This window comes from Sphingobium sp. AS12, from assembly GCF_019097845.1.
Classification (GTDB): Bacteria; Pseudomonadota; Alphaproteobacteria; order Sphingomonadales; family Sphingomonadaceae; genus Sphingobium.
Genome location: NZ_JAHRGM010000011.1, coordinates 1 through 25,476 on the forward strand (window position 1 = coordinate 1; position 25,476 = coordinate 25,476).

Consider the following 25,476-nt stretch of genomic DNA (forward strand, 5'->3'; position numbering starts at 1 on the left):
CGATCTGCTCGCGACTGGCAAGGCTGCGGAACCAGCGATAGGCGTAATTGCCCAGCGGATCGGCGTGCATGATCAGGCTGCGTGGCACATCGCCGCGCCAGTTGGCGACCATCGATGCGCTGCCCCAGGGCGTCGATGCCTCCACCAGATCGGGACGCAGGGCGTCCAGCCGGGCGTGCAACGCCGCTTCGTCATGGAAATAATGATAGCGCCCGTCGAGCGGGAAGCGGCGACCCGGCACATATTCGATGCGGCCATGATCGCCGAAATATTCCACATGCGCCTGCGCGGCGGGGGCAAGGATGATGACTTCATGGCCGCGCGCAGGACCGGCCAGCATCTTGTGCCGGACATAGGTTTTGACGCCCCCGCCCTGGGGCGCGTAAAAAGCGCATATATCGACGATCCGCATAACCTAAAGCGCCTTGACCGGGCCGAAGGACAATAGTCCCCGACGATAATTCATGATGATCCGCCCGCGCGTAGGGCCGGTGCCGACGACCAGCGTGGCCGACGCGGCCTTGGGCTTGCCCATGCCCAGTTTCGGGTTGCCGCCAAAACCGACGCCATCGACCGAAAGCCCGAATTTCCGGTTGCCGTCGCGATCATGCAGCACGCTGACCGCATAACGGCCCGGACCCGGCACACGGACGCAGATTTGCGCGGTATAGCCGTTCTGCGTGGAGCCTTGCCCGACGGGCACCTCGACCCGGCGGAAAATCTTGCCCTGAGAAATCAGGATATTGTCGTCCTGAAGAAAGTCCTGATCATTGGCGGGATAGACTTCCGCCTTCAGGCGACCTTCGCGATCCTTGAGGCCGACGATGTCGAGGAGCAAGGACGGGCCGTTTTCGCCGGGACGACAGCGTGCCTCCGCCTTACCCAGATCGGGGGTCGAGGGGATGCTCGGCATCGCTGCGGCGGCGATGATGCTGATCGCCCACAGGGTCAGGTTTGTCATGCCTGCCTCCGCTGTTTGACAAGGCCGTTCAGGCCCAGGATCAGCCCGATCAGCAGATGCGCGGCAAGCAGCAGGCTGGCGATCACCGCCAGCACCTCAGCAATTTCCAGCTCACGCCCGACCAAGAATACGGCCACGCCCGCGAACAGCACATCCTTGTTCGGCACCATCGGCAGGCGGGACAGGACCAGCCGCAACGTCGACAGCATGAACCACCAGCTCAACGCGACATCGGGCAGCAGCAGGTGCCATAATGTCGCATAGAGCAGCACATTGGCGATGATCCGCGCCAGATGCACCCCCGCCACCATCCGCCGTTCCGGCCACGGCAGGCTAAACACCTTGCGACTGAACAGGATGGGACCAAAAGAGGTCACCACAAGGATGGTGAGCGATATCCCCAGCGCCCGCCCGTCCATCGCCAGCCGCAGCGATGACAGGAGGGGCAGCGTGAAAAGCAGCATCGCGAGCGTGACGATATTGCCCATCACGCCGGACAATATCGCTGAATCCTTGACCGCGCCAAAGGGCGATCCGGCCATCGTCACATGCCGTCGCGCCCAGGCGTAGAAATAGACGTCGCCGACATATCCAAGCAGCAGTTCGTTACTGATCCGCTTGCGGAACAGGGCCGACAGGCCACCGGCGGGGATCGACCATAGCCGATTGAAGATGACCCAATCGCACAGCGGCGTCAGGCTGTATGTCACGGCGAACACCAGCCAGAAAAGCGGGGTGCGCGGCAGCATGGCGATGAGCTCGTGAAAATCGAACGAGCCGATCTGAACGAATACGACCGCCAGTATCGCAAAGGAGATGAGCGGGCCGAACCATGCCGTCCAGTTGCGGCCGGACCGCACGAGCGGGGTCGGGTCCAGCATCGCGCCTGTGCCCGGCGCTTGGATCAGCGGGGAAAGGGTATCGGCATGGCTCATGACAGCTGCGCCTCCAGAGGGGATTGCGAACAGGGCTTGGCAAAGGTGGCGCGCCGTCGGTGCGGGGGCATTGCCAGCATGTGATGGAACAGCGCGCGATAGGCAGGGACGGCGCGTTCGATGGTGAACGCCGCTGCCTTTTCGCGGGCGCGCGGGCGGTCCTGCCTATCCCGGTGCGCGGTGCGGATGGCATCGGCGAACGCGGCTTCATCGCCGCCATCGACCAGCGTGCCGAGCGCGCCGTCATCCAAAAGCGGCGACATGCTCGCGCAGCAGCGGGTGGCGATGATCGGAAGGCCGCACGCCAGCGCTTCGACCACGACGCCCGGCTGCCCTTCATAGCGGGACGAGAGCAGCAGCACGTCATGGTGAGGCAATTGGTGACGGATATCTGCGCTGAACCCGGCGAAACGCACCTTCGCCGCGATGCCGAGCCGTTCGGCAAGGCGTTCCAGCCGGAAGCGCGCACGGCCTTCCCCGAAGATGGTCAGCCTGTCGTCCGGCCCGCTGCCCGCTGCGAAGGCGCGAAGCATCAAAGGATAATCTTTCTGCCGCTCCAGCCGACCGACGGCCACGAAATGCCTGCCTTGTCGCGGCAATGTTGAAGGCGGTGCTGCAACGGCATCCAGATCGGCCAGCGCCAGCACCGGATTGGGAACGACACGGACGCGGGCGCGATCGACGCGCATCCGCGCCGTCACTTCCCGCGCCATGGGATCGGACAGGGCAGCGAAATGGTCGATCGCCCTGCCCTGTATGCGCAGCCAAAGGCGATAGAAGGGCCGCATGATCGCCGGCATATCGGATCGCATCAGGTCGTTGCTGATCTTGGCCAGGATGAGCGGACAGCGCCGCCCAAGCCGCAATTTCAGCAGCACGGCGACGATCGCATAGGCATTGCCTGCGCAAAACAGAATGTCGGGCCGGTGCGCATCAATGGCGCGCAAGGTGGCGAGCAGGAGGCGGAGGCTCGCCAGATGGCGACCGATCAACGGCCACGATGGCAGATGTTGGGTGGCGCTGCCAGGCGGCAGGTCATGCTGCATCGGGCCTGCCGGATTGCCGAGCATCAGGCGCACGTCCATCCCGGCCCGCCGCCAGCCCGTGATCAGCCGCAGCGCAATGCGTTCGACTCCGCCCGGTCCGGGGGCATGAAGAACGACCAGGACATGCGGCGGCGAAACGGCTTCACAATCGCTATCCACGATAGCTTTATCGGTCTGCGATAGCGGCTGACTGAAGCACTGCATGACCCGCCAATGTCGGACATTCATAACAAGCTGATGCACTATTCGTGACGGAACGATGAAGTCTGGACGAATGGCATGTCATGATTGCACCCATCATGAACCCGTCACAAATGTCGGGATATAGGTCGGTCATGTTTGCGCCCCTGATCCTGCCAGTACTGCTTGCCGTTCAGGGCATTGCAGCGCCGCCGCCGCCTGCGACCAGCGCGCCGGTCACCTTGCGCATAGCCGCCGAGGAAGCGCGGCAGGGCGTCGCGTCCGATGGCGTCCATATCTATGCCATCGACAATGACCGGATCGGCAAATATCGGATCAGCGACGGCGTGCGTATCGCGCAGTGGAAAGGCGACCGGAGACTTTTTCCGCATATGAACAGCTGCACGGTGGTAGGCCGCGAACTGATATGCGCGGCGTCCAACTATCCCGCCGTGCCGCAGACCAGCGCCATCGAAATCTTCGACACCAAAAGCCTGCGCCATGTCCGCAGCATCAGCCTGGGCATGGGGCCGGGATCGCTGACCGCGCTAGATCGGCATGACGGGACATGGTGGGCGATGTTCGCCAATTATGACGGGAAGGGCAAAGAGGCCGACCGCGACCATCGCTACACAACGCTGGTACAGCTTGACGATGATTTCCGGCAACTGCGTGGCTGGCTGTTTCCCGCCGAGGTGCTGGCGCGCTTTGCCCCTTTCAGCTGTTCGGGCATGAGTTGGGGCGCGGACGGTCAACTTTATGTCACTGGCCACGACAGGCCGGAGCTATATGTCATACGCCTGCCAAGCGCCGGATCGACGCTGGAACTGCTGGCCACCATCCCTATCGCGACAGAGGGCCAGGCGATCGACTGGGACCCCAAGACGCCCCATCGCCTCTGGTCGATCATACGCGGCCAATCGATCATCGCGGCGAGCGAAATTCGCTGGGATGAAAGCATGCACAAATAAGTGCGAACGGGTAGCATCGTGATGAAAAAAGCCGCATTCCCGGACTTGGGAAGGCAAAACTGGGCACTGAGCGGCTGAACATGGTCGACGGGCTTCTCTTCCGTCACCCGCTACATGATAGAAATCTGAACGAATGGCATCTTCGGGGAAAGGGAAATTCTGCGCCGAGCGGCGAGAAGTGGCGCACAGCCGCCCCGCCCCCAAACAAAAAAGGGGCCGCCGGGCAGGCGACCCCTTCTTTATCCTCTCCCGCGAAAGCGGAAGTGTGGCCGTTCAGTCGGCCTTGGGCTGGAGGTTGACGGCGGCATATTTGCCGCGACGGTCGACTTCCAGTTCAAAGTCCAGACGGTCGCCTTCATTGAGGGCGGCCATGCCGGCGCGTTCGACGGCGCTGATGTGGACGAAGGCGTCGGGCTGGCCGTCATCGCGCTGAATGAAGCCAAAGCCCTTCATCGCGTTGAAGAATTTGACCGTGCCGCTGGCGCGTTCGCCGGTCAGCTGACGCTGCGGGCCACCACGATCGCCACCGGGCGCACCGAAACCACCGGCGCGGGGTTCGCGCGGTTCGCGCGGCGGGCCGCGATCGGTGACGGGGAGCGGTTCGCCTTCGATCTTGAGATCGGTCGCCGACACCTTGCCGCCACGATCGACCAGGGTGAAGCCCAGCTGCTGCCCTTCGGCCAGACCGGTCAGGCCAGCCTGCTCGACAGCGCTGATGTGAACGAACACGTCCTCACCACCGTCATCACGGACGACGAAGCCGAAGCCCTTTTGACCGTTGAAGAATTTGACGACGCCCGTGCCTTCGCCAACGACCTGCGCGGGCATACCGCGACCACCGCCGCCGCCGCCGCCAAAACCGCCACCGCCGCCGAAGCCGCCGCGATTGCCACCACCGGCAAAGCCGCCGCCAGCAGGACGATCGCCACCGCCGAAGCCGCCGCGATCCCCGCCGAAGCCACCGCCGCCGCCGAAGCGGTCACCGCCACCGAAGCCGCCACCAAAACCACCGCGACCACCGCCGCCGCCAGCGCCCTGATCGTAGAAATTGTCGTCGCCGAAACCGTCGCGCTTGTCCTTGCCGCGCCCGCCGCGGCGACCTCTGTCAAAACTCATGCCCTGTTAGTCACTTTCGCTTCGCCCCAAGACCAATCGGACAAACATGTCGGGCGAATGACATGCACAATCCACCGCAAAGGCGCGGTTTGGGAATCACTATATCAACTTTTCGGGGGAGCGCGAATGTTTTTACAGGCTCGCTTTCCGGTGCGACTTCGGCTGACCGCACGCCCCTGTCGAACTATCCTGTCGCACCATCGGCAAAGCCTTTGATTGCGATATCCCCGCTTTGCCCATAGAGGGGAAGCCATGACCGTCCATTTCCATGAAGAAGATCTGCCCGCTGGCGTGCTTGCCCCCGGTCCGATCGCCGTCGACTCCGAAACCATGGGGCTGATCACCCCCCGCGATCGCCTGTGCGTAGTGCAGATCAGCGATGGCAAGGGCGATGAACATCTGGTGCGTTTTGCCGCCGGATCGGACTATGCCGCGCCCAATCTGCGCGCCGTGCTGGCCGACCCGGAACGGCTGAAACTCTATCATTTCGGGCGTTTCGACATCGCCGCGATCAAATATTATCTGGGCGTGGTGGCAGCGCCTGTCTATTGCACCAAGATCGCGTCTCGCCTGATCCGCACCTATACAGACCGCCATGGCCTGAAAGAACTGGTGCGCGAATTGCTGGGGCAGGACATCAGCAAGCAGCAGCAGTCGAGCGACTGGGGCAACCCGACCCTGACGGACGCGCAGAAGGATTATGCAGCGTCGGACGTACGCTTCCTCCATGCGCTACGCACCGAGTTGAACAAAAGGCTGGAGCGCGAAGGGCGGATGGAACTGGCGCAGGCCTGTTTCGATTTCCTGCCGCATCGTGCCGAACTCGACCTGGCAGGATGGCCGGAGATCGACATCTTCTCCCATATGTAAGCGAATCGGGTAGTCGTCATCATGTCCGTCCAGGCCGATCAGCAACGCGATGTGCGCCGCCACTGGGCGCGGCCGGGGGGGAGCCATGACCGGCTGGTCGGCACGCTCAAAAACTGGCTGCCGGTCGCGGTCGGCGTGCTGAGCGCGCTGCTGGCGACCGCGCCCTTTACCGGCGGCGACAAGGTCAGCTTCGTTCTGGACAAGAATAAGGTCGAAGTCGCCAAGGAACGGATGCGCGTGACCGAGGCGCTCTATCGCGGGCAGGACAGCAAGGGGCAGCCCTTTTCCCTGCGTGCGGGGTCCGCGGTGCAGAAAAGCTCGCGCGAGCCGATCGTCGATCTGAACAGCATGTCCGCGCGCATATTGCTGTCGGACGGCCCCGCCGTGCTGAGCGCGCAAAAGGGCCGCTATGACATGGAGACGGAGCGGGTCGGGATCGAAGGGCCGGTACAATTCGAGGCGGCGGGCGGATACCGCCTGACTACCCGCGACGTCGGCATTGACCTCAAAACCCGGCGGATGCGCAGCGCGGGCCGGGTCGACGGGCGCATCCCGATCGGCACGTTCAGCGCCGACCATCTGGAAGCGGACATGGGCGCACGGACGGTAACATTGAATGGCCGGGCCAGCTTGCGCATCGAACAAAATGGCCTCAAAGGGCGGAACTGATGAAAACCTCCTATCTTCTGCTGTCGATCGGCTGCGTGAGCGTCGCTGGGCTGATGTTCGCGGGTGCGGGCGCTCAGGTGATTGGCAATCATAACAGCAACGCGCCGGTCAATTTCACCGCCGACCGGATCGAGGTGCAGGACCGCGCCGACCGTGTCGTCGTGTCCGGCAATGTCGAGGTGACGCAGGCGGGCATGACGCTCAACGCCGCGCGCATGACGGTAGCCTATCGCAACCAGCCGGGCGGTGGCACGGGCGGGGTGGAGATCGACCGGATCGACGCATCGGGCAATGTCGTGGTGACCAAGGCTGACCAGACCGCACGCGGCAATGTCGCCATTTACGACCTCAACAGCAAGCTGATCACCATGCTGGGCAATGTCGCGCTGACCCAAGGGTCCAACCGGCTGACCGGCGGACGACTGGTGATGGACCTCAACACCGGGCGTTCGACGGTCGACGGCCGCGCGTCGGGCGGCGGTGCCGGCGTTACGGGCAGCGCCGGTGGCCGGGTGACGGGGACATTCTCGGTGCCGCAGCGGCAGAATTAAGCACAGGCGTTGCGCGGTTTCTGTGACGCGACGAACCGTTTGTCGGCGGGGTTGATCCAGAGTGGAGACCCTGTAACAATCAGGGATTGCACATTTTTAATTGCGCTGCGATAAGCTGCTCCATGACATTGGCGGCAATCGTTCTAGTGATATTCGCCATTGCGCTCTGTAGCGCCATTCTGAGCGCGCGCCGCTGGAACATGACCATCGGCGTCATCAGTGGCCTGGCGGTCGGCCTGGCCAGCTGGGCCGTAGCCTCGATCGGCATCGTGATCTGGTTTTCCAAAGGCTAGGCGGGCGCGAAGAGGCGGGACTTGTGCCTATCGCTTCAAGGCCGGGCATCCCATTGGACCAGCGTCACGCCGCCGTCCGCATCGAGCGCCAACTCTCCGAACGCCCCCGTCCGCAGTTTGAGCGAGCCTAGCGGCAAACCCGCAGCCAGCAGCGCGAAGCGCGCGGCGCCATTGCTGGTAACGAGCAGGTCGATCCCCTCCCCACCTTCAGCGAAATAAGCGCGCCAGGCCGCGATACGCGCGTCGGCGTCCACGATCCAGTCGACAGGGGCGATGGCGCGTTCGTCCCAGTCGGCGATCGCCTGCGCCCCGATGCGGGCCAGCACCTGTGCCTCCGGGTGGCCTTCGTCGGGACCATGGTCGATCTCGCCCAGCCAGTCGCGCGTGCCGTCGGGCGCATGGCCGGTGGCGTCGGCGATCGCCTGCGCGGTTTGCCGGGCACGCAGCAGCGGGCTGGTGAGCAGCCGGGTGATGGCAAAGTCCTGTGCGGCAAACCATGCGCCCAGCCGCTGCGCCTGCGCATGGCCGCTCTCGACCAGCGGCAGGTCGGTGCGCGATCCAATGCGGCAGGCCTGCGCGCTACTGGCAAAGGTGTTGCCGTGGCGGATGATGAACAGGCGGCGCATGGCGTTAAGGGGGCGTCGGGTCGCCATGCCGGGCGATCAGCGCCTCGACACGGCTGATGTCCGCTTCGGTATCGATCCCGCTGCTGTCGAACAGCGGCGGATCGACCGCCACGGTCGTGACCGGGATGCCCAATTCCAGCAGGCGGAGCTGTTCCAGCCCTTCCAGATTTTCGAGCGCCGTGGGCGGGCAAGCCTCGAACGCGCGCAGAGCGTCCAGCGCATAGCCATAAAGGCCGACATGCCGCCACACCGGCGATACGGGCTGGCTGACGCGCAGGGCGTCCTCCCCTCTGATGGCAGGGATGATATTTTTGGAGAACCACAAGGCCCGGCCATCGGGCGCGCGGGCGCAGCAGGTGCCGCTGAAGGGGGAGCGGGTCTTGTGATCGCGCAGGGCATCGAGCGCGGCCCAATCGAGCGCGATCACCGGGGTGGCGACCTGAGCGCCCGCATCCAGCGCGGCGAGAACCGCGCCGAGCGCGCCCTGCGGCTGGAAGGGGGAATCGCCCTGGAGGTTGACGACGAAGCGCGGCGGGGTGGCCTGCGCCAGCGCAGCGGCCAGCGCCCGGCCCGATCCGGTAGCAATGGCGCTGTCGGTCATCACGGCGTCACAGCCGATGGCGCGGGCATGATCGGCGATGGCGTCGTCATCAGTGGCCACGATCAGCGTCACCCCGTCCCGCGTGCCGATAGCGGCGCGGGCCATGGCGATGGTGCGATGGAGCAGGGTGCGCCCGGCGATCAGGCGCAGCGGCTTGCGCGGCAGGCGGGACGACCCCGCCCGCGCGGGAATGACGACAAGCTGGTTCAGGCGACGCCCGCGTTCAACAGGTCGTGCATATGGACCGCACCGATCAACTTGCCCTTGTCGCACACGAACAGCAGCATGACGTTGCGTTCGTGCATCAGGTGCAGCGCTTCCTGCGCCAGTTCGTCCGGTCCCACCGCCAGCGGCGTATGCGTCATGAACCGGCCGACCGCCTCGGTCAGATTCTGCTTGCCGGTCACCGTGCGGCGCAGGTCGCCATCGGTGAAGGCACCGATCAGCCGCCCGTCACGATCGACGACCGCCGTGCCGCCCAGACGGGCGCGGGTCATTTCGATGGTCGCGTCCAGGAGCGATGCATCCTCCTGCACCGAAGGGATGTCCCCCCCCTTGGCCATCAGTTCGCGCACCTTGATCAGCTGCGCGCCAAGGCGGCCATTGGGATGGAATTTGTGGAAGTCGTCAGCGGAAAATCCGCGCATTTCCATCAGCGCAATCGCCATTGCGTCGCCAAAGGCCATCTGCACCGTGGTCGATGTGGTCGGCGCGAGCGAATTGGGGCAGGCTTCGGGCACGTCGGGCATCAACATGCAAATGTCGGCGGCAGTGGCCACCGTGCTGTGCGCCTGCGCCGTCATGCCCAGCAGTGGAATCGCGAAGCGCTTGCAATATTGGATGATAGGACCAAGTTCGGTCGATTCGCCCGAATGGGACAGCATCAGCACGACATCGTCCGGCGTCACCATGCCCAGATCGCCATGGCCGGCGTCGGCAGGATGCAGGAAAATGGCTGGCGTGCCGGTCGACGTCAGCGTCGCCGTCATCTTGCGCGCGACGATGCCGCTCTTGCCAATGCCGGTCACGATCACGCGACCTCGGACATTCATGATAACGCCGATCAGCCGCACAAAGGTAGCGGCAAAGTCGCGTTCAGCAAATTGCGCTTCCAGCGCGTTGAGGCCCAGTGCTGCGACAGACAGGCTGTGGCAAGCCGCTTTAACAATCCGTCCGCCCGACCCGAACGGAACGATTTTCGAAGCAAGTGTCGACACGCGTTTGCCCTTTTTCCCGCGTATTGCCGCCATATATCCGGCTGGCACATGCGGCGACGATCCATCGTATTCGATGCGTCGTCTTTCCCTTGTTCCGCGACCCCTAACCGGCTTGACCACCGGTACAGGGCAACTGTTTACGCTGTTTCAGGCACTTATGGCAAACCATTTTGCAACTGCGAAAAGAATTTCAACGCAGTTTTCCTTCACACTATCGTCATCTTACGAGACGGGGCGACTGAAGCCAGCGACGGGCCGTGGAACTTTTGGCAGGGCTATGTGTGCATCGCAACGCGGCATCAACGCGCCTGATGATAATCGCGATACCAGGCCACAAATTGCGGCACGCCCGATTCGATTTGCGTCGTGGGGGCAAAGCCGATGTCATGGGCGATGGCGCTGATGTCGGCAAAGGTGGCGTGAACATCGCCCGGCTGCATCGGCTGGAAATCGATCTGCGCCTTTTGACCCAGCGCGTCCTCCAGCACCGCAATCAGGTGCATCAGTTCCTCAGGCTTGTTATTGCCGATATTATAGAGGCGGTGCGGGGCGCGACTGCCACCCGGCTTGGGTGCGCCGTCGTCGGCAGGCGGATGGTCGAGGCAGCCGATCACGCCACTGACGATATCGTCGATATAGGTGAAATCGCGCTGCATCCGGCCATGGTTGAACACCGGTATCGGCTCCCCGGCGAGAATCTTCTTGGTGAAGATCCACATCGCCATGTCGGGCCGCCCCCATGGTCCATAGACGGTGAAGAAACGCAGCCCGGTCATCGGGATACGGAACAGATGGGCGTAGGTCTCGCTCATCAGTTCGTCAGCGCGCTTGGTCGCGGCATAGAGGGAAACGGGGTGGTCCGCCCGGTCCTCGACCCGGAAAGGCAGGCTGTCATTGCCGCCATAGACGGACGAGGAGGAGGCATAGACAAGATGCCGTACCCGTCGTTCGCGCGCCAGCTCCAGCATGTTGACATGGCCCGCCAGGTTGGATCGGACATAGGCGTGCGGGTTGATCAGCGAATAGCGCACACCGGCCTGCGCGCCCAGATGGACGATCGATTCGATCACCTGATCCGCGAGCGCCGCGTGCAGCGCATCATTGTCGGCGAAATCCAGCTCGTGAAAGGTGAACAGCTTGCCATGCGCTGTTTCCAGCGCGGCGATCCGGTCCCGCTTGAGCGAGACGGGATAATAATCGTTCATGTTGTCGATGCCGACCACGGCATGGCCCTGCGCCATGAGCCGATCGGCGACCGTCATGCCGATAAAGCCGGCTACGCCGGTGACCAATATCGTCATGCTATTCATTCTCCCACGCGAAGTCGCGCCAGCGGGCGGCGCACCCTGTCAGTCACACCAAAGTGGCGGGCGATGTAAAGGCTTTTTCGCCCCAATTGCGCCCGATGTCCCATCCGATCACTCTCCGCTTAGACGGCAAAGTTTAGGCTTTCCCTAATCTTTGCCATTTAAGGCGGAAAGCCATGGACATGGCATCGCATCCAGCGCCCCCCGTTCCCCTGCCGCCGGGCCTGTCACCGGGAACGAAGCCGCGTGCGCGCTGGGCGGCGCTAGCGAAGGAGGCGGCGGAAGCCAATGCCTTTTATGCGCCAGACATGCTGGGTGCGGCGATCGACCATCTCGCTACCGACGGCCAGGTTCGGCTGATCGAGGCGCGGGCGGGCGACCATCTGATCGGCCTGTTGCCGGTGGTGGTGCAGCCGCGCCATGGCCGCCTGCCGGTCGGCTGCGTGACCAACTGGATGCACGATCATTGCTTCTTTGGCGCACCGATGATCAGCGCGGGACAGGAAGTTGCGGCATGGCGCAGTTTCCTTCACCAACTGGACGATGCTCCCTGGGCGCGTGGCTTCCTGCATATGGAGGGGCTGGACGCCGCCGGAGCCAATGCCGCCGCGCTGGAGGCGCTCTGCGTCGAACAAAGGCGCGGACGGCGCGAGATTCACCGCTATGACCGGGCAATGCTGCGGTCGGACCTGACCGCTGACGCCTATTGGGACGCCAATGTCCGCTCCAAGAAGCGCAAGGAAATCCGCCGCCTGCAAAAGCGGCTGGCCGAACTTGGCACGGTCGAGACAAGGCTGCTGGCCGAGCGCGCCGACCTGCCGCAATGGTGCGCCGATTTTCTGATGCTCGAAGCGTCGGGATGGAAGGGTCAGGAAGGCACGGCCTTGGCCTGCAAACCCGCCGACGCCGCCTTTTTCCGCGCGGCCTGCGCTGCCGCCTTCGACGCGGGGCGGCTGCATATGCTGCGCATCGACCTCGATGGCCGGGCGATCGCGATGCTGGCCAATTTCCGTCACGGCGCGGGCGCCTTCTCCTTCAAGATCGCCTTTGACGAGGCGCTGGGTCGCTTTTCGCCCGGCGTGCTGATCGAGATCGCCAATCTCCACGCGGTTCAGGATGATCCCGCCATCGGCTGGATGGACAGCTGCGCCGCGCCCGACCATCCCATGATCGACAGCCTGTGGGCGGAACGGCGCACGATCGTGCAATATCGCATCGCCCTGCGCGGCACAGGCCTGGCGCGGGTTCAGCGCGCCGCCGCCTTCACCCTTGTCAACGGCCTTGAATCTTTGGCCAGCCTTTTGAAAGGACAGCGATGACTGCCCATCGCCCGATCGCCGCAACCGATGCCGCGACCTTCCCCAATAGCGCGCGCGTGACCTTCGCCGCCGCCTATCCCGACCAGCCGGTCGCGTTGACCCACACTCTGGTCGGCCACACATTGCTCAGCCTTGATGCACTGGCCGTGCTGGCGGAGCGTATGCCTGCGTCCAGCGTCGAATATAATCTGGGCCAGCTGCCTCTGGGCGTGCGGCCCGAAGATACGCCGTCCAACGGGCTGACGCTGGGCGAAACCATCCGCACGATCGAGACCAATGGCAGCTGGGCGGTGCTGAAAAATGTCGAGCGTGATCCGGCCTATGCCGCGCTGCTCGACGCGGCATTGGCCGAACTCGCGCCGATCGTCGCGGACAAGACCGGGCCGATGCTCCACCGCGAAGCCTTCATCTTCCTGACCTCGCCGGGCAGCGTCACCCCGTTCCACATGGACCCGGAGCATAATATCCTGCTCCAGATCATGGGATCGAAGGTGATGACCATCTTCCCGGCGCGCGACGAAGCGCTGGTTCCGGCGCAAAAGAGCGAGGAATTTCACGGCGGCGGCCATCGCAATCTGGTCTGGCAGGACGGGTTCAAGGCGCTTGGCACCCCCTTCCCCATGCAGCCGGGCGACGCGGTGCATGTGCCGGTCAAGGCGCCCCATTTCGTCGAGAATGGCCCCGCCGTCTCGGTCAGCCTGTCAGTGACATGGCGGTCCGAACGCAGCGTGGCAGAGGGCGAATTGCACAGTTTCAACGCATTGCTGCGGCGGCGCAGCCTGCCAGTCGGCACAATCAGCGCGCAACCCGAAAAGCAGGGCGTGCGGCGTCTGGTCTATCGTATCATGCGGAAGCTGGGCGTTTAAAGACGCGGCGCAGCAGCGCCTCGGCCGCCAGACGCGGCGAAAAACGCTCGATCACCCACCATTCCAGACTTTCCTCGCGCGTGGACAGGCTCTGCTTGTAGCGGTCCTTACCCGCCAGCAGCGAATAGAGCGACAGGCCGCGCGCAGCATAATGATCGACCGCGGCGGCATGGCAGAGCAGGCCCGGCTTGTCCTTGCCCGTGCGCGGTTCGGCAAAGGCGGACTGATAGTTGAGCGCTTGACCCCGATGCACGAAATTGACCAGCAGGCCCACGACCCCACCCGCATCGGTAAAGCGCAGCAGGTCGACCGCGCCGCTGGCCCGCCCCTGCTCCACGATGGTCGCGACAAAGTCGCGAAAGGCCGGATCGTCCCAGGCATTGTCGGCATGACGCCCGTTGTTGAGCGCTGCCATCTCCGCCAGCCATGGCGCGACCTCGTTCGCGCCCGCCCGTGCGACATGGGGCAAGCCACCGCCATGATCCTTGATCGCGCGGCGGATCTGGCTGCGCGTATTGGCACTGAGCAGCGAGAGATAATCGCCGCTTGCGCCGCGCACGGCGTCGAGATCGACCTGATAGACGGGCGAAGCATCGGCCCGGCGTTTCGTCGAGGCTGGCAGGTTGAGCAGCGCCGAATCGGGCGCAATCCCGCTCAACCGCAGCGCCCGCCAGTCGCGGCGGCGGGCCAATGCAGCGATGGCGGCGGTCGCTGCTTCCGCCTCCTGCCCGCGCGCGACGAGCAGGCCATTATATTCGACATAGGGTCGGTCGGCGTGCGCGTCGCCCGACTGGTTGAGGCTCAATGTCGCGACCTGCCCCAGCAGGCGCGGCATCATCGCATGACCGACCAGCGCCAGCGCGACGTCCCCGCCCGCCTCGTCGGTGACCGCCAGCAATTCGGGCCGCACATCATAGCTGTCGAGCCATGCGCCCACCCAGGTCCAGCTGAGGAAAAAGGCACCGTCCGCCCGCGCTTCGAGCGCCTGCCAGCGAGCGGAAAGCGCCGCCCGGTCGGGCAGGGGCAGGAATTGCGCGGTAAGAGCCATGGCGCCCTCTTGTGGCAGAGCGCCCGGTGCGGTCAAGCGGCTCTGCTAGGCGAATACGCGCCGGTCAGGATCGACCGTGCCATCGGCGCGCACCCCGGCGCGGGCCAGGTCACGGCGGATATGCCCGGTCAGATAGCGGTGCCACATCACGAAATCGGCGCGCAGCGACCAGAGCGGATAGCGGAAGGTCGCGGGCCGGTTTCGCTCGATCAGGCCATGGCCGATCCAGGCAAAGCCATAGCCCACGATCGGCAGGGCCAGCGCCATCCACCAGCGCCCGGCAACCGGTGCCGCCGCCAGCAGCGCCACGACCATGCTGGTCCCCGCATAATGCAGCGCGCGCGTACCGGGACGCGCATGTTCCTGCAGATAATAGGGCCAGAATTCACGAAATTGGGTAATGGCGGGCACGGCAATCCTCTCTGCCGCCACCTTATTCATATGGCTGATCGATGTTAAGCTCGATGCGTCAGACTGTGCTGCGATTGGGGTCTCTATCGGGCGCGAACAGGAAATAGTCATAGGTCGCCCGCGCCGCTTCCGCCATGATCCGGTCGCGCGTCGCCTGCCCCTTATGATCTTGCATCACGAATACGGTGATGGCGAACAACCGCCCGTCGGGCAGGGTGATGACGCCGGTATCATTGCCGGTGCCGTTGAGCGACCCGGTCTTGTGCGCCACCAGCGTGCCGGGCGGCAACATGCCCGGCAGTCGCGCCTTGCCAGTGCGGCAACGTTCCATGATCGACAGCAACGCCACCGTGCTGCGCCCTGACAAAGCCTTGCCAGTGCGGATTGCGGCAACCAGATCGGTCATCGCGGTCGGCGTGGCGGTATCGCGTGGGTCTTGGGCAAAGGCGATATTGGGGATGTCGCGCGCATCGCGTTCGCGCAGCGTCGGGTCGGCGGCCATGGCAGCGGCGACATTGCGGTTGAAATTGCCCGGTCGGGGGGCCAGCCCCATGGCGCGATACAGAAGGTCGGCGGTGTTGCTGTCCACCCGCAAGCCCCTGATCCCCAACCCCGCGACCCAGTGATGCACCGCCGCCGGGCCGCCTGCGCGCGCGACCAGCAGGTCGGTCGCATCATTGTCGCTACGGGTCAGCATCAGGTCGAGCAAAGTCGCGACCGACACCGGCCCCGCCGGACTGGCCAGCCGGTCCTCCAGCGTCAGCGCGCCAGCGTCGACCATCGCAAAGATACGCCCCGCAACCGCAACCTTGTAGGCGCTAGCCATCGGGAAGAGCGTATCGCCATTGAGCGAGAGCGTTTCGCCGGTGCCAAGGTCACGCACGACGATGCCGACCGTGCCGTCGGTCAGGCTGGCGAAGCGCTGGAACTGGGCGATCAGTCGCGTCTCGGCGGTCTGCTGCACCGCCGTCTTGGCCGGGCCGAAGGCGTCGGCATTGGGCAGGGGCGCCAGGAACAGGCCAAGCGCGGCGAGCAGGGCGATGGGACGGAGCGAAACCATATGCCCCCATGTCGCCAATGCGCAGGGCAAGCGCAAGAGAGTTTACCGCGATTCGCGCGTTGACAGGGCTTTGCCGTGCGGGCCATCACCCGCACCATGACTAGCGCCATCAAGTTGCACGAAAGCTGGCTGACCCCGCTGGCCGACCAGTTCGCCACTCCGCATATGCAGGGGCTCAAAGCCTTTCTGGCGGCGGAAAAGGCGGCAGGCAAACGCATCTTCCCCAAGGGCCGCGACTATTTCCGCGCACTCGACCTGACCCCGCTAAATCAGGTCAAGGTCGTGATTTTGGGTCAGGACCCCTATCATGGCGAGGGGCAGGCGCATGGCCTGTGCTTTTCGGTCCAGCCCGGCGTGCGCACCCCGCCATCCCTGGTCAATATCTACAAGGAGATGGAGGCGGATCTGGGCATCCCGCGCGCGTCCCACGGCTTTCTGGAACATTGGGCCAGACAGGGCGTGCTGTTGCTCAACAGCGTGCTGACGGTCGAAATGGCCCGCGCAGCCTCCCATCAGGGCAAGGGCTGGGAGTTGTTTACCGATGCCGTCGTGCGGCTGGTGGCGCAGCAGGAAAAACCCACCGTATTCCTGCTCTGGGGTGCCTATGCCCAGCGCAAGGCGGCGTTTGTCGATCAGAGCCGCCATCTGGTGCTGAAATCCGCCCACCCTTCGCCCCTGTCGGCACATAATGGCTTCCACGGATCGCGGCCCTTTTCGCAGGCCAACGCCTTTCTGGAGGCGCACGGGCGCGGGGCGATCGATTGGGCCTTGCCGCCGCTGTGACCGAATCGTGAAGCGCACCCGCCTGCGCATCTGCACCGCCAAGCGGCGCTATGGATCGGAAGCGGACGCGCAGGCAGCGGTGGAGCAGGCGACGATCATATTGCGACCCTATCGCTGCGACCGCTGCGGACAATTCCACCTCACAAGCCGAACCAAGGGCAAACGCATCGCGCGGCCTGCGGGATGAAGTCGCCCCCTTCTCCCCATGGGGGAGAAGGATACGCAGCCTTGCCGAACGCAGTGAGGTTAGGCGCAGTTGGATGAGGGGGATCGAAGCTGGAGTGGCATATCTTCGCGAGGGCAGCACCCCTCACCCAGCTCCGACTAGGCAGCAAGCTGCCAAGTCTGCGCAGCCCTCTCCCCGCTGGGAGAGGGATAACCCCACCAAAAAGTGAGGCCCGGTCCTGCTTGCGCAGGCCGGGCCTCTTCCCTCTCCAAACCAAATCCTGTGGATCAGCCGTCGTAATCGCCGCCGATATTCTGGTTGCGCGGCGGGGCCGCGGCAGTCAGGCGCAGGGCTTCAGCCGACTGCGCGATCGATCCGATTTCGTCCGGCGTATCGTCATCGTCAATCTGCACCTTCTGGAGCGAGGCGACGACCGAATCATGCAGTTCGGCGGGCAGCACCGTTTCCTCGGCGATTTCGCGCAGGGCGACGACAGGGTTCTTGTCCCGGTCGCGGTCCACGGTCAGCTCTGCGCCGCCCGAAATCTCCCGCGCGCGCTGGGCGGCGAGCAGGACGAGGTCAAAACGGTTGGTAACCTTGTCGACGCAATCTTCGACGGTAACGCGGGCCAAACGGGCCTCCTGCAACAAATGGAATGATTAGTGGGCCGGTTAGCAGCGCCCCTGTCCCAAGTCAATGAAAAGGCCATAAAGCCGTGGCGCACCCGGCCAAAAGGCGGCATGAGGGCGCGATGGCGACCCCCGTGAAAGTCCAAGCGCCCGACATCGCCGTCACGCTGAACGGCAATCATCTGCGCCTGATCGATGATGGCGCGACCCTGTTCGACGCGCTGGTGGCGCTGATCACCGGCGCGCGCACCTCGCTCAAACTCTATTATTATATCTTTACCGATGATGGCAGCGGCACGAAGATTCGCGACGCGCTGGTCGCGGCGCGGGCGCGCAACGTGGCCGTCACGCTGATGGTCGACGGCTTCGGATCGTCCCGCACCCCGGAAGCCTTCTTTGCGCCATTGGTGGAAGCGGGCGGGCATTTCGGCCGGTTCGGCACGCGCCGGTCGACCCGCTACCTGATCCGCAACCACCAGAAGATGGCGATCGCCGATGACGCGCGGATGCTGATCGGCGGCTTCAATATCGAGGATGGCTATTTCGGCATCCCGCCGCAGGACAGTTGGGCCGACCTTGGCCTGTGGATGGAAGGACCGCAGGTCGAGGCGATGAGCCGCTGGTATGGCCAGCTCTGGCGCTGGGTCGCGACGCGCAAGCAGCGTTTCCGCACGCTGCGCTACATGGTGCGCCACTGCCACCCCTCGCTCCACCATGATCCCGCCGATCCGTTCCGCTGGCTCATCGGCGGACCGACCCGGCGACTAAGCCCCTGGGCGCAAGTGGTGAAACATGATCTGGAACAGGCGCAGCGGGTCGATATGGTCGCGGCCTATTTCTCGCCCGGACGCGGAATGCTCAAGCGGATAGCCCGCGCGACAAGACGCAAGGGCGCGCGGATCATATTACCCGCCAAGTCGGACAATGGCGCGACAATCGCGGCAGCGCGGCTGCTCTACGGGCCGCTGCTCAAGCGGGGGGTGGAGATTGCCGAATATCAGCCCTGCAAGTTGCACATGAAGCTGATCGTCATCGACGATGCGGTGTTCATCGGATCAGCCAATTTCGACATGCGCAGCCTGTTCGTCAATTTAGAGATCATGCTGCGGGTGGACGATGCCGGGTTTGCCACGTCCGTGCGCGGCATGATCGACCGGATGGCGGCGGAGAGCCGCGTCGTGACGCTGGAAAGCCACCGCGCCACCCGCACCATATTGACGCTGGCCAAGCAGTGGATCAGCTATATGCTGGTCGGTGTGCTGGACTATACCGTAACGCGGCGGCTCAATTTCCGCGATCCCGACGCTGATTAAAAGGGGGGAGGGTCAGCCCCTCCCCCGCATCATCAACGGCCGGTATCGCTCAGCACGCGGACCTGCCCGACCGGATAGCCCTTCTCGGCCATTTCCTTGGCATAATCACCCCGCGCGTCGGCGAGTTCTGCGCGATATTCTTCCCATGCGTCGCGATTATCCTCCGCATCGGACGCGCCGCGCAGATCCTTGGTCAGTTCCTTGCGCGCTTCGGCAAGATCGGTCTGATAGTTGAACCAATAATCATTCTCGATCCCGGCAATCGGCGCCTGATAGGTCAGCTGGTTTTCAACCTGCGCCAGTTGCTCCTCATAGCTGACCGGCCCTTCGCCCTGGGCGAGCGCGGCGGTGGACGTCAGGGTGAACAGGGCGGCAGCGGCCAGAAAGGACGAACGCGTCATGGGGTTTCTCCTCATTCCTCGTGAAACACGAAGGAGACAACGCTCCGACCCCGTCCTTTTTCGCCTGAATGAACTGACAGAATGGATGAAATGCGCCAGTGCAACGACGAATGGAGCCGCTCAACGCATGATCAGATAGAATCCCGCAGGCGATGAACCGCCATTTTCGATCACGATATCATAGCGTTCGGTAAAGACCGGCAGCCATGCGCAGTCCGCCTGCGGCCCGCCCACAGCCTTCGCGCACAGGGTCGCGCCGTCGGCCCCCTGCACGCGGATCGACAGGCCAGCGCCACCGGCCCCGCCCGCCGGTGCGATGGAAATCTGCGCCCGCTGCCCGGCCAGGAATAATTGCCGCATGGTGAAGCTGCCGCCCGCCACCAGCGAACCCCGCCTGTAGGCCGGACCCAGCGCCCGTCCGCGGAAGGCAAGCGTCGACCGGGTCACGCCGCGCGTCTGCGCCTCCTGCGTCCAGAGTGCGGCGAGATCATCCTGCCCCTCTGCCGGGGTCGCGCCCAGCGCCTTCAACACCTGCGCTGTGTCCATCAGCTGCGCGGCATTGCCCCCGGCCAGCGCTGCATCCCCCTCCATCAGCGTGCGCAGCACCGGATCGGCGGGCAGCATGTCGGCTGCTGGCGCGGCGGGCGTCGTGGCAAGCAGCAATGCGGGCAGCAACAGCCTAAACATCCTGATCCTCCAGCTGGACGACGAAGCGCGCACCGGGCGCTGCATCCTCCACATGCAGCGACAGTTCATGCCGCTGCGCAATCGCTCTGGCAAGCGCCAGTCCCAGCCCATGCCCGCCACCGGACCCGACATCGAGCCGGACATAGCGTTCGAAAATGCGCGCGCGGTCGGCAGCCGGGATGCCGGGGCCGTCGTCCTGCACCACGATGCGCGGGCCGGACGACAGCTCCAGCGCCACCGATCCGCCGCTCGGCACATATTTGAACGCATTGTCGAGCAGGTTGGACATCAGCCGCATCATCTGCATCGGGTCCGCGCGCAGCATCACCCCCGGCGCGATCCGGGCATGAAAGCCGATGCCCAGTTCCTCCGCGCTTGCGCCATAGAGGTCGGCCAGTGTCTCGGCGATGTCGCTCAGATCGACCTCCGCCAGTCCGCGCAGGTCACCGCGCAGCGCCTGTGTGCCCGCTATGTCGAGCAGCGAATCGAGCAGCCGCACGACCCCGCGAATCTCGCCGCGCGACTGGTCCAGCGTGCGCAGCAGCGCGGCATCCTGCGTCCCTTCCATCGCTTTCAATATGCGGGTGTCGAGATGCATCAGCGGGGTGCGGATTTCATGCGCGGTCTGGTCCGACACGGCGCGCTGCGCCTCGATCAGCCGTTCGACCTGGTCCAGCATCGCATTGGTGTTGCCCGCCAGTTCGGCCAGTTCGTCGCTGGTCCCCGCCCCCGGCGCGCGCGCCGCGATCCGCCCGGCGCGGACGGCGGCGAAGGTCGCATTGACCGCCTCCACCCGCGCGCGCAGGCGACGGGCCGCAAAATGGCCCGCCGTCAGGCTGAGCAGCGCGATCAGCGCCCCCGCCACGGCAAAGGCGACCGCCAACCGCGCCAGCAGTGCCTCCCCGCGCACATTGCTGCGCCCGACGAGCAATTGTGCCGCCGGGCCAAGCCGGGTCGCGCGCGCGAACATGCGTTGCCCGTCGGGCAGCGTGACGAAGCGCGCTTCGGACACGCGCGAGGATAATTTTGGCCAGCGCTCCAGATTGCCTGCGATGCGGCGGCCCTGCGCGTCGGCCAGCAGATACCAGCCCTGCTCGCCATCCTCCCGCTCGACCGCCAGTCGGTCTGCGATGCGCGCCCGCAACTCCGCGTCGCCGCCGCTCACATAAATATCCGCAAGGCCAGCCAGATCGGTATCGACCTCCCGCGCCAGCATCGCCCGGCCATCATCGGCGACGATCTTTTCGACGACCAGGAACAGCGCCAGCGTGGACAACAAGCTGACCAGCAGCGCCGATAAAGTCACCCGGCCGAATACCGAATGGAACAGGTTGATCCTATCCAACGGCCGATCCGCTGGCCGGTCCTGCCCCCGCCGCGATCAGCCGGTATCCGGTGCCCCACACGGTTTCCAGCACCGGGCCGTCAAACCCTTCCTCCAGCTTGCGACGCAAGCGGCCGACATTGACGTCGACGACATTGGTCTGCGGATCGAAATTCAGCTTCCACACATGGCGCAGCAGCATTTCGCGCGTCACCACCTCGCCCGCATGGTCCATCAGATAGCGGAACAGCTCAAATTCCTTGGGCGACAGTGCCAGATGCCGCCCCTGGCGATAGGCGGTGCGCGCCTTGGCATGACATTCCAGATCGCCAAACAGCAGCACTGGATCATGATTGCGGCGGCTGGCGCGTCGCCACAGCGCGCGGACGCGGGCGACCAGTTCGTCCGGGTCGAACGGCTTGGCCAGATAATCGTCGACCCCGCTTTCCAGCCCCTCGACCCGATGTTCGCTACGCCCCAGCGCCGACAGCATCAGCACCGGCGCGCCCACGCCCGCGCCGCGCAACCGGGTTACGATGTCGATGCCCGAATAATGCGGCAGCATCCGGTCCAGGATCAGCACGTCATGCCCGCCGCTGCCCGCGCGCGTCAGCCCGGACGCGCCATCCTCGGCCTGCTCCACGGTCATGCCCGCACCGGTCAGGATCGCGGCGATATTGGCGCGCGCGGCGGCGTCATCCTCCACCAGCAGCACGGAAATCTGGTCAGTCTGCCCCATCATGCCCCCCGCTACACGAATGGAGGGAAAGGCCGCCAGTGACAATATCTGTTAGGGGCGCGCTCCGCCGTTCAGATTTTCAGGGCGTTGCGGAACATGACGAAAGCGATGACGACCAGATAGACGCCAAAGATTTTCTTGAGCGGCTTGGCGGGCAATGCGTGGGCGACAGCGACGCCCAACGGCGCGGTCAGCACCGACATGGATGCGATCGCCAGCGTCGCCGGCACGTTGACATAGCCGAGCGACCCCCAGGGCAGACCGCTCTCCTTCAGGCCGATGAGCGCAAAGCCGATCGCGCTGGGAATGGCGATCAGCGTGCCGACCCCGGACGCGGTGGCGATGGCGCGGTGAATCGAACGACCGCACAACGTCATCACCATGATCGCAATCGTCCCGCCGCCAATCCCCAGCAATGCGGAGAATGTCCCCAGCCCCCCGGCAATCCCGACCCGCGCGATCCCCGACGGCATGTCCTGGCTGATCACCTTGTCGCCGACCTTGGGCAGCAGGAAATTGAGCGACATCAGAAACACGCCACCGGCAAAGATCATGGTCAGGATGCGCCCGTCGACATGGCCCGCCAGCAACACGCCGATCCCATCGCCCAGGATGATCCACGGCGCCCAGGTCTTGAGTATCTCAAACTCCACCGCGCCGCGCTTGGCATGGGCCAGCAGCGAACGGATCGAGGTGACAATGATCGTCGCCGCCGACGTGCCGATCGCGACATGGGCGATGGCATCATGCGTGCCGCCCAGCAACGGCAGCACGACGAACAGGGCTGGCACGACGACAAAGCCGCCGCCAATGCCAAAGATGCCGGCTGCGAAGCCCGCGAACAGCCCTGCCGCCAACATCGAAACCAGCGGCACCAGCCAGGTCATGACTTCGCCGTGCATCACCGCGCTCCCTGTTCCCATGCCTGACCCATGGCCAAGCTGTTGCGAACGCCCTTGCAGGTCAAGGGGGCGAATGACGGGGAATCGATCATCACGGGAAACCATGCCTCTCTTCGGCGAAACCGGACAAGGAACACGGATAGGCTGTCCCTTGTCTGGCTAGACGAACAGGCGCGGCTAACCCGCAACAGCCATGGACAAAAGTTGACAGAAGCGCATTGCATCCATGATCAAGCCACTGCCCCCGCCGCCTCCACATAGTCCAGTCCCAGTGCCTCTGCGACCGCGCGATAGGTCACTTTGCCGTCCCACACATTCAGCCCCGCCAGCAAATGCGGGTCGGTCCGCAACGCCTCCTTCCAGCCCAGATCGGCGATCCGCAGCGCATGGGGCAGCGTGACATTGTTGAGCGCGTAGGTGCTGGTGCGCGCCACCGCGCCCGGCATATTGGCGACGCAATAATGAACGATGCCATCGACGATATAGGTCGGGTCGGCATGGGTGGTGGCATGGCTGGTCTCGAAACAGCCGCCCTGGTCGATCGCGACATCGACCAGCACCGCGCCTTTCTTCATCGTCCCCAGCATGGCTGCACTGACCAGCTTGGGCGCGGCCGCGCCGGGGATCAGCACCGCGCCGATCACCAGATCGGCGTCCGCGACACATTCGGCGAGGTTCGCGCGGTTGGAAAAGCGCGTCTTGGCCCGTGCCTCGAAATACATGCCCAGCCGTTCCAGCACTTCCGGGCTGCGATCGAGGATGGTGACGTCCGCGCCCAGCCCCGCCGCCATCTGCGCCGCGTTGAAGCCGACCACCCCGCCCCCGATCACCGCGACCTTGGCGGGCAACACGCCTGGCACGCCGCCCAACAGCACGCCGCGCCCGCCATGCGCCTTTTCCAGCGCGGTCGCCCCGGCCTGTATCGCCATGCGGCCCGCGACCTGGCTCATGGGCTTGAGCAAGGGCAGGCCGCCATGATCGTCCGTCACCGTTTCATAGGCGATGCAGATGGCCCGGCTGGCGATCAGGTCGCGGGTCTGGTCGGGATCGGGGGCCAGATGCAGATAGGTATAGAGGATCTGTCCGGCCCGCAGCATGGCCCGCTCATCGGCCTGTGGTTCCTTGACCTTGACGATCATCTCGGCGCTGCCGAACACCGCCGCCGCAGTCGCGACGATCCGCGCGCCCGCTTTCTCGTACAGCGCGTCATGCGCCCCAATCCCCTCGCCCGCGCCCGTCTCCACCAGCACATCATGGCCATGCGCGGTCAGTTCATGGACGCTTTCGGGGGTCAGGCCGACGCGATATTCGTGATTCTTGATTTCCTTGACGGTGCCGACGATCATCCGCTCTCTCCCGCTATCCTGTTGCGGCTATAGCGCGGATCGACAGACGAATGTTCCGTTATGGCGCCGCCCTGACGGGCACCGGCGCATTGCACAGATCGACCCCGCCAGCGGGCCGGTCGTAAAAATCATCCTTCCGGTTGGCGCGCAGGTGCAGATAGGTGGCAAAGCTGGGCGATGCGACATCCATCGCCTGAAAATGCGGCCGTTCGGCGTCGGGCAAGTCGCTTGCCAGCCGCACCGACAGGATCGGCACTTTCTTCTCGTCCGCCGTGTAGAAACCCAGCTCGCCCGACCCGCGCGGCAGGCTGGACAGATGCGCCATCCCCTCGACCACCCGGCCGACCACCGCGATATTGCGGTCCAGCTGGCGCGGTGCCTGTCCGTTCACCGCATATAGTTCCGCCCCCGTCCCCGCGTCGGGCGAGACATTGCGCCCTACGCCTACAAAGCCGTAGCAATGCGGCAGCCACGCCCCGTCGCCGTCCATCGCCATCGGCCAGCCATCGACATAGCCGGTCTTGGGCGCATAGGCGTCCGCCGAGGGCGAGGGCGTGATTGCCAGCCGCACATTGGCGATCGATCGGACATAATCCGCGGAACTGGTCGGCGACAGGCCGGGCGGCAGCGGCTTTTTCTCGGTCACATCGCCCCATTGCACGACATAATTATCCTGCACCCGGTTGATGCTGGTCCCGTCCCACCAATGCGCCCTGGCCAGCGCGCGGATATTGGCGACATGGCGCGGCGCAAAGCCGGGGGCGACCTGGATCACCACCCGCTTGCCTCCCTCGATCGTCATCACCAGCAGATCCTCCGCCGCGATCGCGCGCCAGGCGCTGGCCGGGGCTGCGGCCACGACGGCAGCGGGCGTTGCCGGCGGATCAGCGGCGATGGCGGCAGAAGCGGGGGCAAAAGCGAGCAGCGCGGGCGCGAAAAAACGGATCATGCGCCGATCAGAGCGCCACCGCACAGGAAAGTAAAGCATCCCCTTGCCTAGCCGCCTTCGCCGCGATAGGGAGCGCGACTTCCAGTGCAATGCGGAGCGGTGGCCGAGTGGTCGAAGGCGCTCGCCTGGAAAGTGAGTATACGCCAAAAGCGTATCCAGGGTTCGAATCCCTGCCGCTCCGCCATCACCT

General features: G+C 64.7%; 30 protein-coding genes and 1 tRNA gene. 11 read left to right on the plus strand and 20 right to left on the minus strand.

The annotated features are described in order from the left end of the window. From KRZ98_RS05045 to KRZ98_RS05060, 4 genes are all read right to left on the minus strand, one after another. Window positions 1-412 (minus strand): glycosyltransferase (locus tag KRZ98_RS05045; protein ID WP_217672582.1); only part of this gene is annotated, 412 nt, incomplete at its 3' end. Between the two features lie 3 nt (window positions 413-415). Further along, on the minus strand, window positions 416-961 hold the full coding sequence (locus KRZ98_RS05050) for a DUF2141 domain-containing protein (protein ID WP_217672583.1): 546 nt from the start codon (window positions 959-961) through the stop codon (window positions 416-418). Beyond that, complete coding sequence (locus KRZ98_RS05055) at window positions 958-1,896, minus strand: hypothetical protein (protein WP_217672584.1); 939 nt, start codon at window positions 1,894-1,896, stop codon at window positions 958-960. The genes KRZ98_RS05050 and KRZ98_RS05055 overlap by 4 nt, the downstream gene beginning before the upstream one ends. Beyond that, window positions 1,893-3,101 carry a glycosyltransferase gene (locus KRZ98_RS05060; RefSeq protein ID WP_368389784.1) on the minus strand — a complete coding sequence of 403 codons (1,209 nt, stop codon included), beginning with the start codon at window positions 3,099-3,101 and terminating at the stop codon, window positions 1,893-1,895. Before KRZ98_RS05060 ends, KRZ98_RS05055 begins: the two co-directional genes overlap by 4 nt. A 176-nt stretch (window positions 3,102-3,277) precedes the next feature. Between KRZ98_RS05060 and KRZ98_RS05065 the strand changes: the two genes are divergently transcribed. Further along, window positions 3,278-4,093 carry a hypothetical protein gene (locus tag KRZ98_RS05065; RefSeq protein ID WP_217672586.1) on the plus strand — a complete coding sequence of 272 codons (816 nt, stop codon included), beginning with the start codon at window positions 3,278-3,280 and terminating at the stop codon, window positions 4,091-4,093. 273 nt (window positions 4,094-4,366) lie between these two features. Here KRZ98_RS05065 and KRZ98_RS24360 read toward each other — a convergent pair whose 3' ends face one another. Then, entirely contained in the window at window positions 4,367-5,209 is an 843-nt protein-coding gene (locus KRZ98_RS24360) for a cold-shock protein (RefSeq protein ID WP_217672587.1), read from the minus strand. Window positions 5,210-5,461: 252 nt separating this feature from the next. Here KRZ98_RS24360 and KRZ98_RS05075 point away from each other — a divergent pair, with 252 nt between their 5' ends. The 4 genes from KRZ98_RS05075 to KRZ98_RS05090 all read left to right on the plus strand — a co-directional run bounded on the left by KRZ98_RS05075 (window position 5,462) and on the right by KRZ98_RS05090 (window position 7,592). Beyond that, entirely contained in the window at window positions 5,462-6,079 is a 618-nt protein-coding gene (locus tag KRZ98_RS05075; protein WP_217672588.1) for a ribonuclease D, read from the plus strand. 21 nt (window positions 6,080-6,100) lie between these two features. Beyond that, on the plus strand, window positions 6,101-6,748 hold the full coding sequence (locus tag KRZ98_RS05080; protein ID WP_119746149.1) for an LPS export ABC transporter periplasmic protein LptC: 648 nt from the start codon (window positions 6,101-6,103) through the stop codon (window positions 6,746-6,748). Beyond that, window positions 6,748-7,299: an LptA/OstA family protein gene (locus KRZ98_RS05085; protein WP_217672589.1), complete on the plus strand. Its 552-nt coding sequence runs from the start codon at window positions 6,748-6,750 to the stop codon at window positions 7,297-7,299. The genes KRZ98_RS05080 and KRZ98_RS05085 overlap by 1 nt, the downstream gene beginning before the upstream one ends. A 122-nt stretch (window positions 7,300-7,421) precedes the next feature. Next, a complete protein-coding gene (locus KRZ98_RS05090; protein ID WP_217672590.1) occupies window positions 7,422-7,592 on the plus strand; it encodes a hypothetical protein in 171 nt (56 codons plus the stop codon). A 35-nt stretch (window positions 7,593-7,627) separates the two neighbouring features. Here the strand turns inward: KRZ98_RS05090 and KRZ98_RS05095 are convergent, their stop codons facing one another. The 4 genes from KRZ98_RS05095 to KRZ98_RS05110 form a co-directional block, all read right to left on the minus strand. After that, window positions 7,628-8,218 (minus strand): histidine phosphatase family protein, encoded by a 591-nt coding sequence (locus KRZ98_RS05095; protein ID WP_217672591.1) that lies wholly within the window; start codon window positions 8,216-8,218, stop codon window positions 7,628-7,630. Window positions 8,219-8,222: 4 nt separating this feature from the next. After that, window positions 8,223-9,029, minus strand: a complete 807-nt coding sequence (gene kdsB, locus KRZ98_RS05100) for a 3-deoxy-manno-octulosonate cytidylyltransferase (RefSeq protein ID WP_217672702.1) — start codon at window positions 9,027-9,029, stop codon at window positions 8,223-8,225. Continuing rightward, complete coding sequence (locus KRZ98_RS05105) at window positions 9,026-10,036, minus strand: SIS domain-containing protein (protein WP_217672592.1); 1,011 nt, start codon at window positions 10,034-10,036, stop codon at window positions 9,026-9,028. Before KRZ98_RS05105 ends, kdsB begins: the two co-directional genes overlap by 4 nt. A 299-nt stretch (window positions 10,037-10,335) precedes the next feature. Next, the gene (locus tag KRZ98_RS05110; protein ID WP_217672593.1) at window positions 10,336-11,337 is read right to left on the minus strand and encodes an NAD-dependent epimerase/dehydratase family protein; all 1,002 of its coding nucleotides are present in this window, start codon (window positions 11,335-11,337) and stop codon (window positions 10,336-10,338) included. A 182-nt stretch (window positions 11,338-11,519) separates the two neighbouring features. Here KRZ98_RS05110 and KRZ98_RS05115 point away from each other — a divergent pair, with 182 nt between their 5' ends. Together KRZ98_RS05115 and KRZ98_RS05120 are read left to right on the plus strand one after the other, a co-directional pair. Next, window positions 11,520-12,662, plus strand: coding sequence for a GNAT family N-acetyltransferase (locus KRZ98_RS05115; protein ID WP_217672594.1), 1,143 nt, complete (start codon window positions 11,520-11,522; stop codon window positions 12,660-12,662). After that, window positions 12,659-13,528, plus strand: coding sequence for a cupin-like domain-containing protein (locus KRZ98_RS05120; protein ID WP_217672595.1), 870 nt, complete (start codon window positions 12,659-12,661; stop codon window positions 13,526-13,528). The genes KRZ98_RS05115 and KRZ98_RS05120 overlap by 4 nt, the downstream gene beginning before the upstream one ends. On the opposite strand, the gene KRZ98_RS05125 is transcribed toward KRZ98_RS05120, so the two are convergent. Genes KRZ98_RS05125 through KRZ98_RS05135 form a run of 3 tightly spaced genes read right to left on the minus strand, consistent with a single transcriptional unit; the run spans window position 13,506 to window position 16,047 of the window. Next, window positions 13,506-14,576 carry a GNAT family N-acetyltransferase gene (locus KRZ98_RS05125; RefSeq protein WP_217672596.1) on the minus strand — a complete coding sequence of 357 codons (1,071 nt, stop codon included), beginning with the start codon at window positions 14,574-14,576 and terminating at the stop codon, window positions 13,506-13,508. The two genes, KRZ98_RS05120 and KRZ98_RS05125, sit on opposite strands and share 23 nt — an antisense overlap. 45 nt (window positions 14,577-14,621) lie before the next feature. Beyond that, the gene (locus KRZ98_RS05130) at window positions 14,622-14,987 is read right to left on the minus strand and encodes a DUF962 domain-containing protein (protein ID WP_217672703.1); all 366 of its coding nucleotides are present in this window, start codon (window positions 14,985-14,987) and stop codon (window positions 14,622-14,624) included. 58 nt (window positions 14,988-15,045) lie between these two features. Further along, a complete protein-coding gene (locus KRZ98_RS05135; RefSeq protein WP_217672597.1) occupies window positions 15,046-16,047 on the minus strand; it encodes a serine hydrolase in 1,002 nt (333 codons plus the stop codon). Between the two features lie 96 nt (window positions 16,048-16,143). On the opposite strand from KRZ98_RS05135, the gene ung reads away from it, so the two are divergent. Next, window positions 16,144-16,830, plus strand: a complete 687-nt coding sequence (gene ung, locus KRZ98_RS05140; RefSeq protein WP_217672598.1) for a uracil-DNA glycosylase — start codon at window positions 16,144-16,146, stop codon at window positions 16,828-16,830. Window positions 16,831-16,837: 7 nt separating this feature from the next. Next, window positions 16,838-17,017, plus strand: a complete 180-nt coding sequence (locus KRZ98_RS05145; protein WP_217672599.1) for a hypothetical protein — start codon at window positions 16,838-16,840, stop codon at window positions 17,015-17,017. 266 nt (window positions 17,018-17,283) lie between these two features. On the opposite strand, the gene rpoZ is transcribed toward KRZ98_RS05145, so the two are convergent. Continuing rightward, window positions 17,284-17,628, minus strand: coding sequence for a DNA-directed RNA polymerase subunit omega (gene rpoZ, locus KRZ98_RS05150; RefSeq protein WP_026002539.1), 345 nt, complete (start codon window positions 17,626-17,628; stop codon window positions 17,284-17,286). A 119-nt stretch (window positions 17,629-17,747) separates the two neighbouring features. Here rpoZ and KRZ98_RS05155 point away from each other — a divergent pair, with 119 nt between their 5' ends. Beyond that, a complete protein-coding gene (locus KRZ98_RS05155; protein WP_217672600.1) occupies window positions 17,748-18,938 on the plus strand; it encodes a phosphatidylserine/phosphatidylglycerophosphate/cardiolipin synthase family protein in 1,191 nt (396 codons plus the stop codon). A 32-nt stretch (window positions 18,939-18,970) separates the two neighbouring features. On the opposite strand, the gene KRZ98_RS05160 is transcribed toward KRZ98_RS05155, so the two are convergent. The 7 genes from KRZ98_RS05160 to KRZ98_RS05190 form a co-directional block, all read right to left on the minus strand. Then, window positions 18,971-19,339 carry a hypothetical protein gene (locus KRZ98_RS05160; RefSeq protein WP_217672601.1) on the minus strand — a complete coding sequence of 123 codons (369 nt, stop codon included), beginning with the start codon at window positions 19,337-19,339 and terminating at the stop codon, window positions 18,971-18,973. A 120-nt stretch (window positions 19,340-19,459) separates the two neighbouring features. Further along, window positions 19,460-20,026, minus strand: a complete 567-nt coding sequence (locus KRZ98_RS05165) for a hypothetical protein (RefSeq protein WP_217672602.1) — start codon at window positions 20,024-20,026, stop codon at window positions 19,460-19,462. Next, a complete protein-coding gene (locus tag KRZ98_RS05170) occupies window positions 20,019-21,371 on the minus strand; it encodes a HAMP domain-containing sensor histidine kinase (RefSeq protein WP_217672603.1) in 1,353 nt (450 codons plus the stop codon). Before KRZ98_RS05170 ends, KRZ98_RS05165 begins: the two co-directional genes overlap by 8 nt. Continuing rightward, window positions 21,364-22,089 carry a response regulator transcription factor gene (locus KRZ98_RS05175; RefSeq protein ID WP_217672704.1) on the minus strand — a complete coding sequence of 242 codons (726 nt, stop codon included), beginning with the start codon at window positions 22,087-22,089 and terminating at the stop codon, window positions 21,364-21,366. Before KRZ98_RS05175 ends, KRZ98_RS05170 begins: the two co-directional genes overlap by 8 nt. Window positions 22,090-22,160: 71 nt before the next feature. Beyond that, entirely contained in the window at window positions 22,161-22,991 is an 831-nt protein-coding gene (locus KRZ98_RS05180; protein ID WP_217672604.1) for a sulfite exporter TauE/SafE family protein, read from the minus strand. A 230-nt stretch (window positions 22,992-23,221) separates the two neighbouring features. Beyond that, complete coding sequence (gene ald / locus KRZ98_RS05185; RefSeq protein ID WP_217672605.1) at window positions 23,222-24,337, minus strand: alanine dehydrogenase; 1,116 nt, start codon at window positions 24,335-24,337, stop codon at window positions 23,222-23,224. Between the two features lie 58 nt (window positions 24,338-24,395). Continuing rightward, window positions 24,396-25,286 carry a peptidylprolyl isomerase gene (locus KRZ98_RS05190; protein ID WP_217672606.1) on the minus strand — a complete coding sequence of 297 codons (891 nt, stop codon included), beginning with the start codon at window positions 25,284-25,286 and terminating at the stop codon, window positions 24,396-24,398. Window positions 25,287-25,379: 93 nt separating this feature from the next. On the opposite strand from KRZ98_RS05190, the gene KRZ98_RS05195 reads away from it, so the two are divergent. After that, a tRNA-Ser gene (locus KRZ98_RS05195) sits at window positions 25,380-25,470 on the plus strand. Window positions 25,471-25,476: the final 6 nt, after the last annotated feature.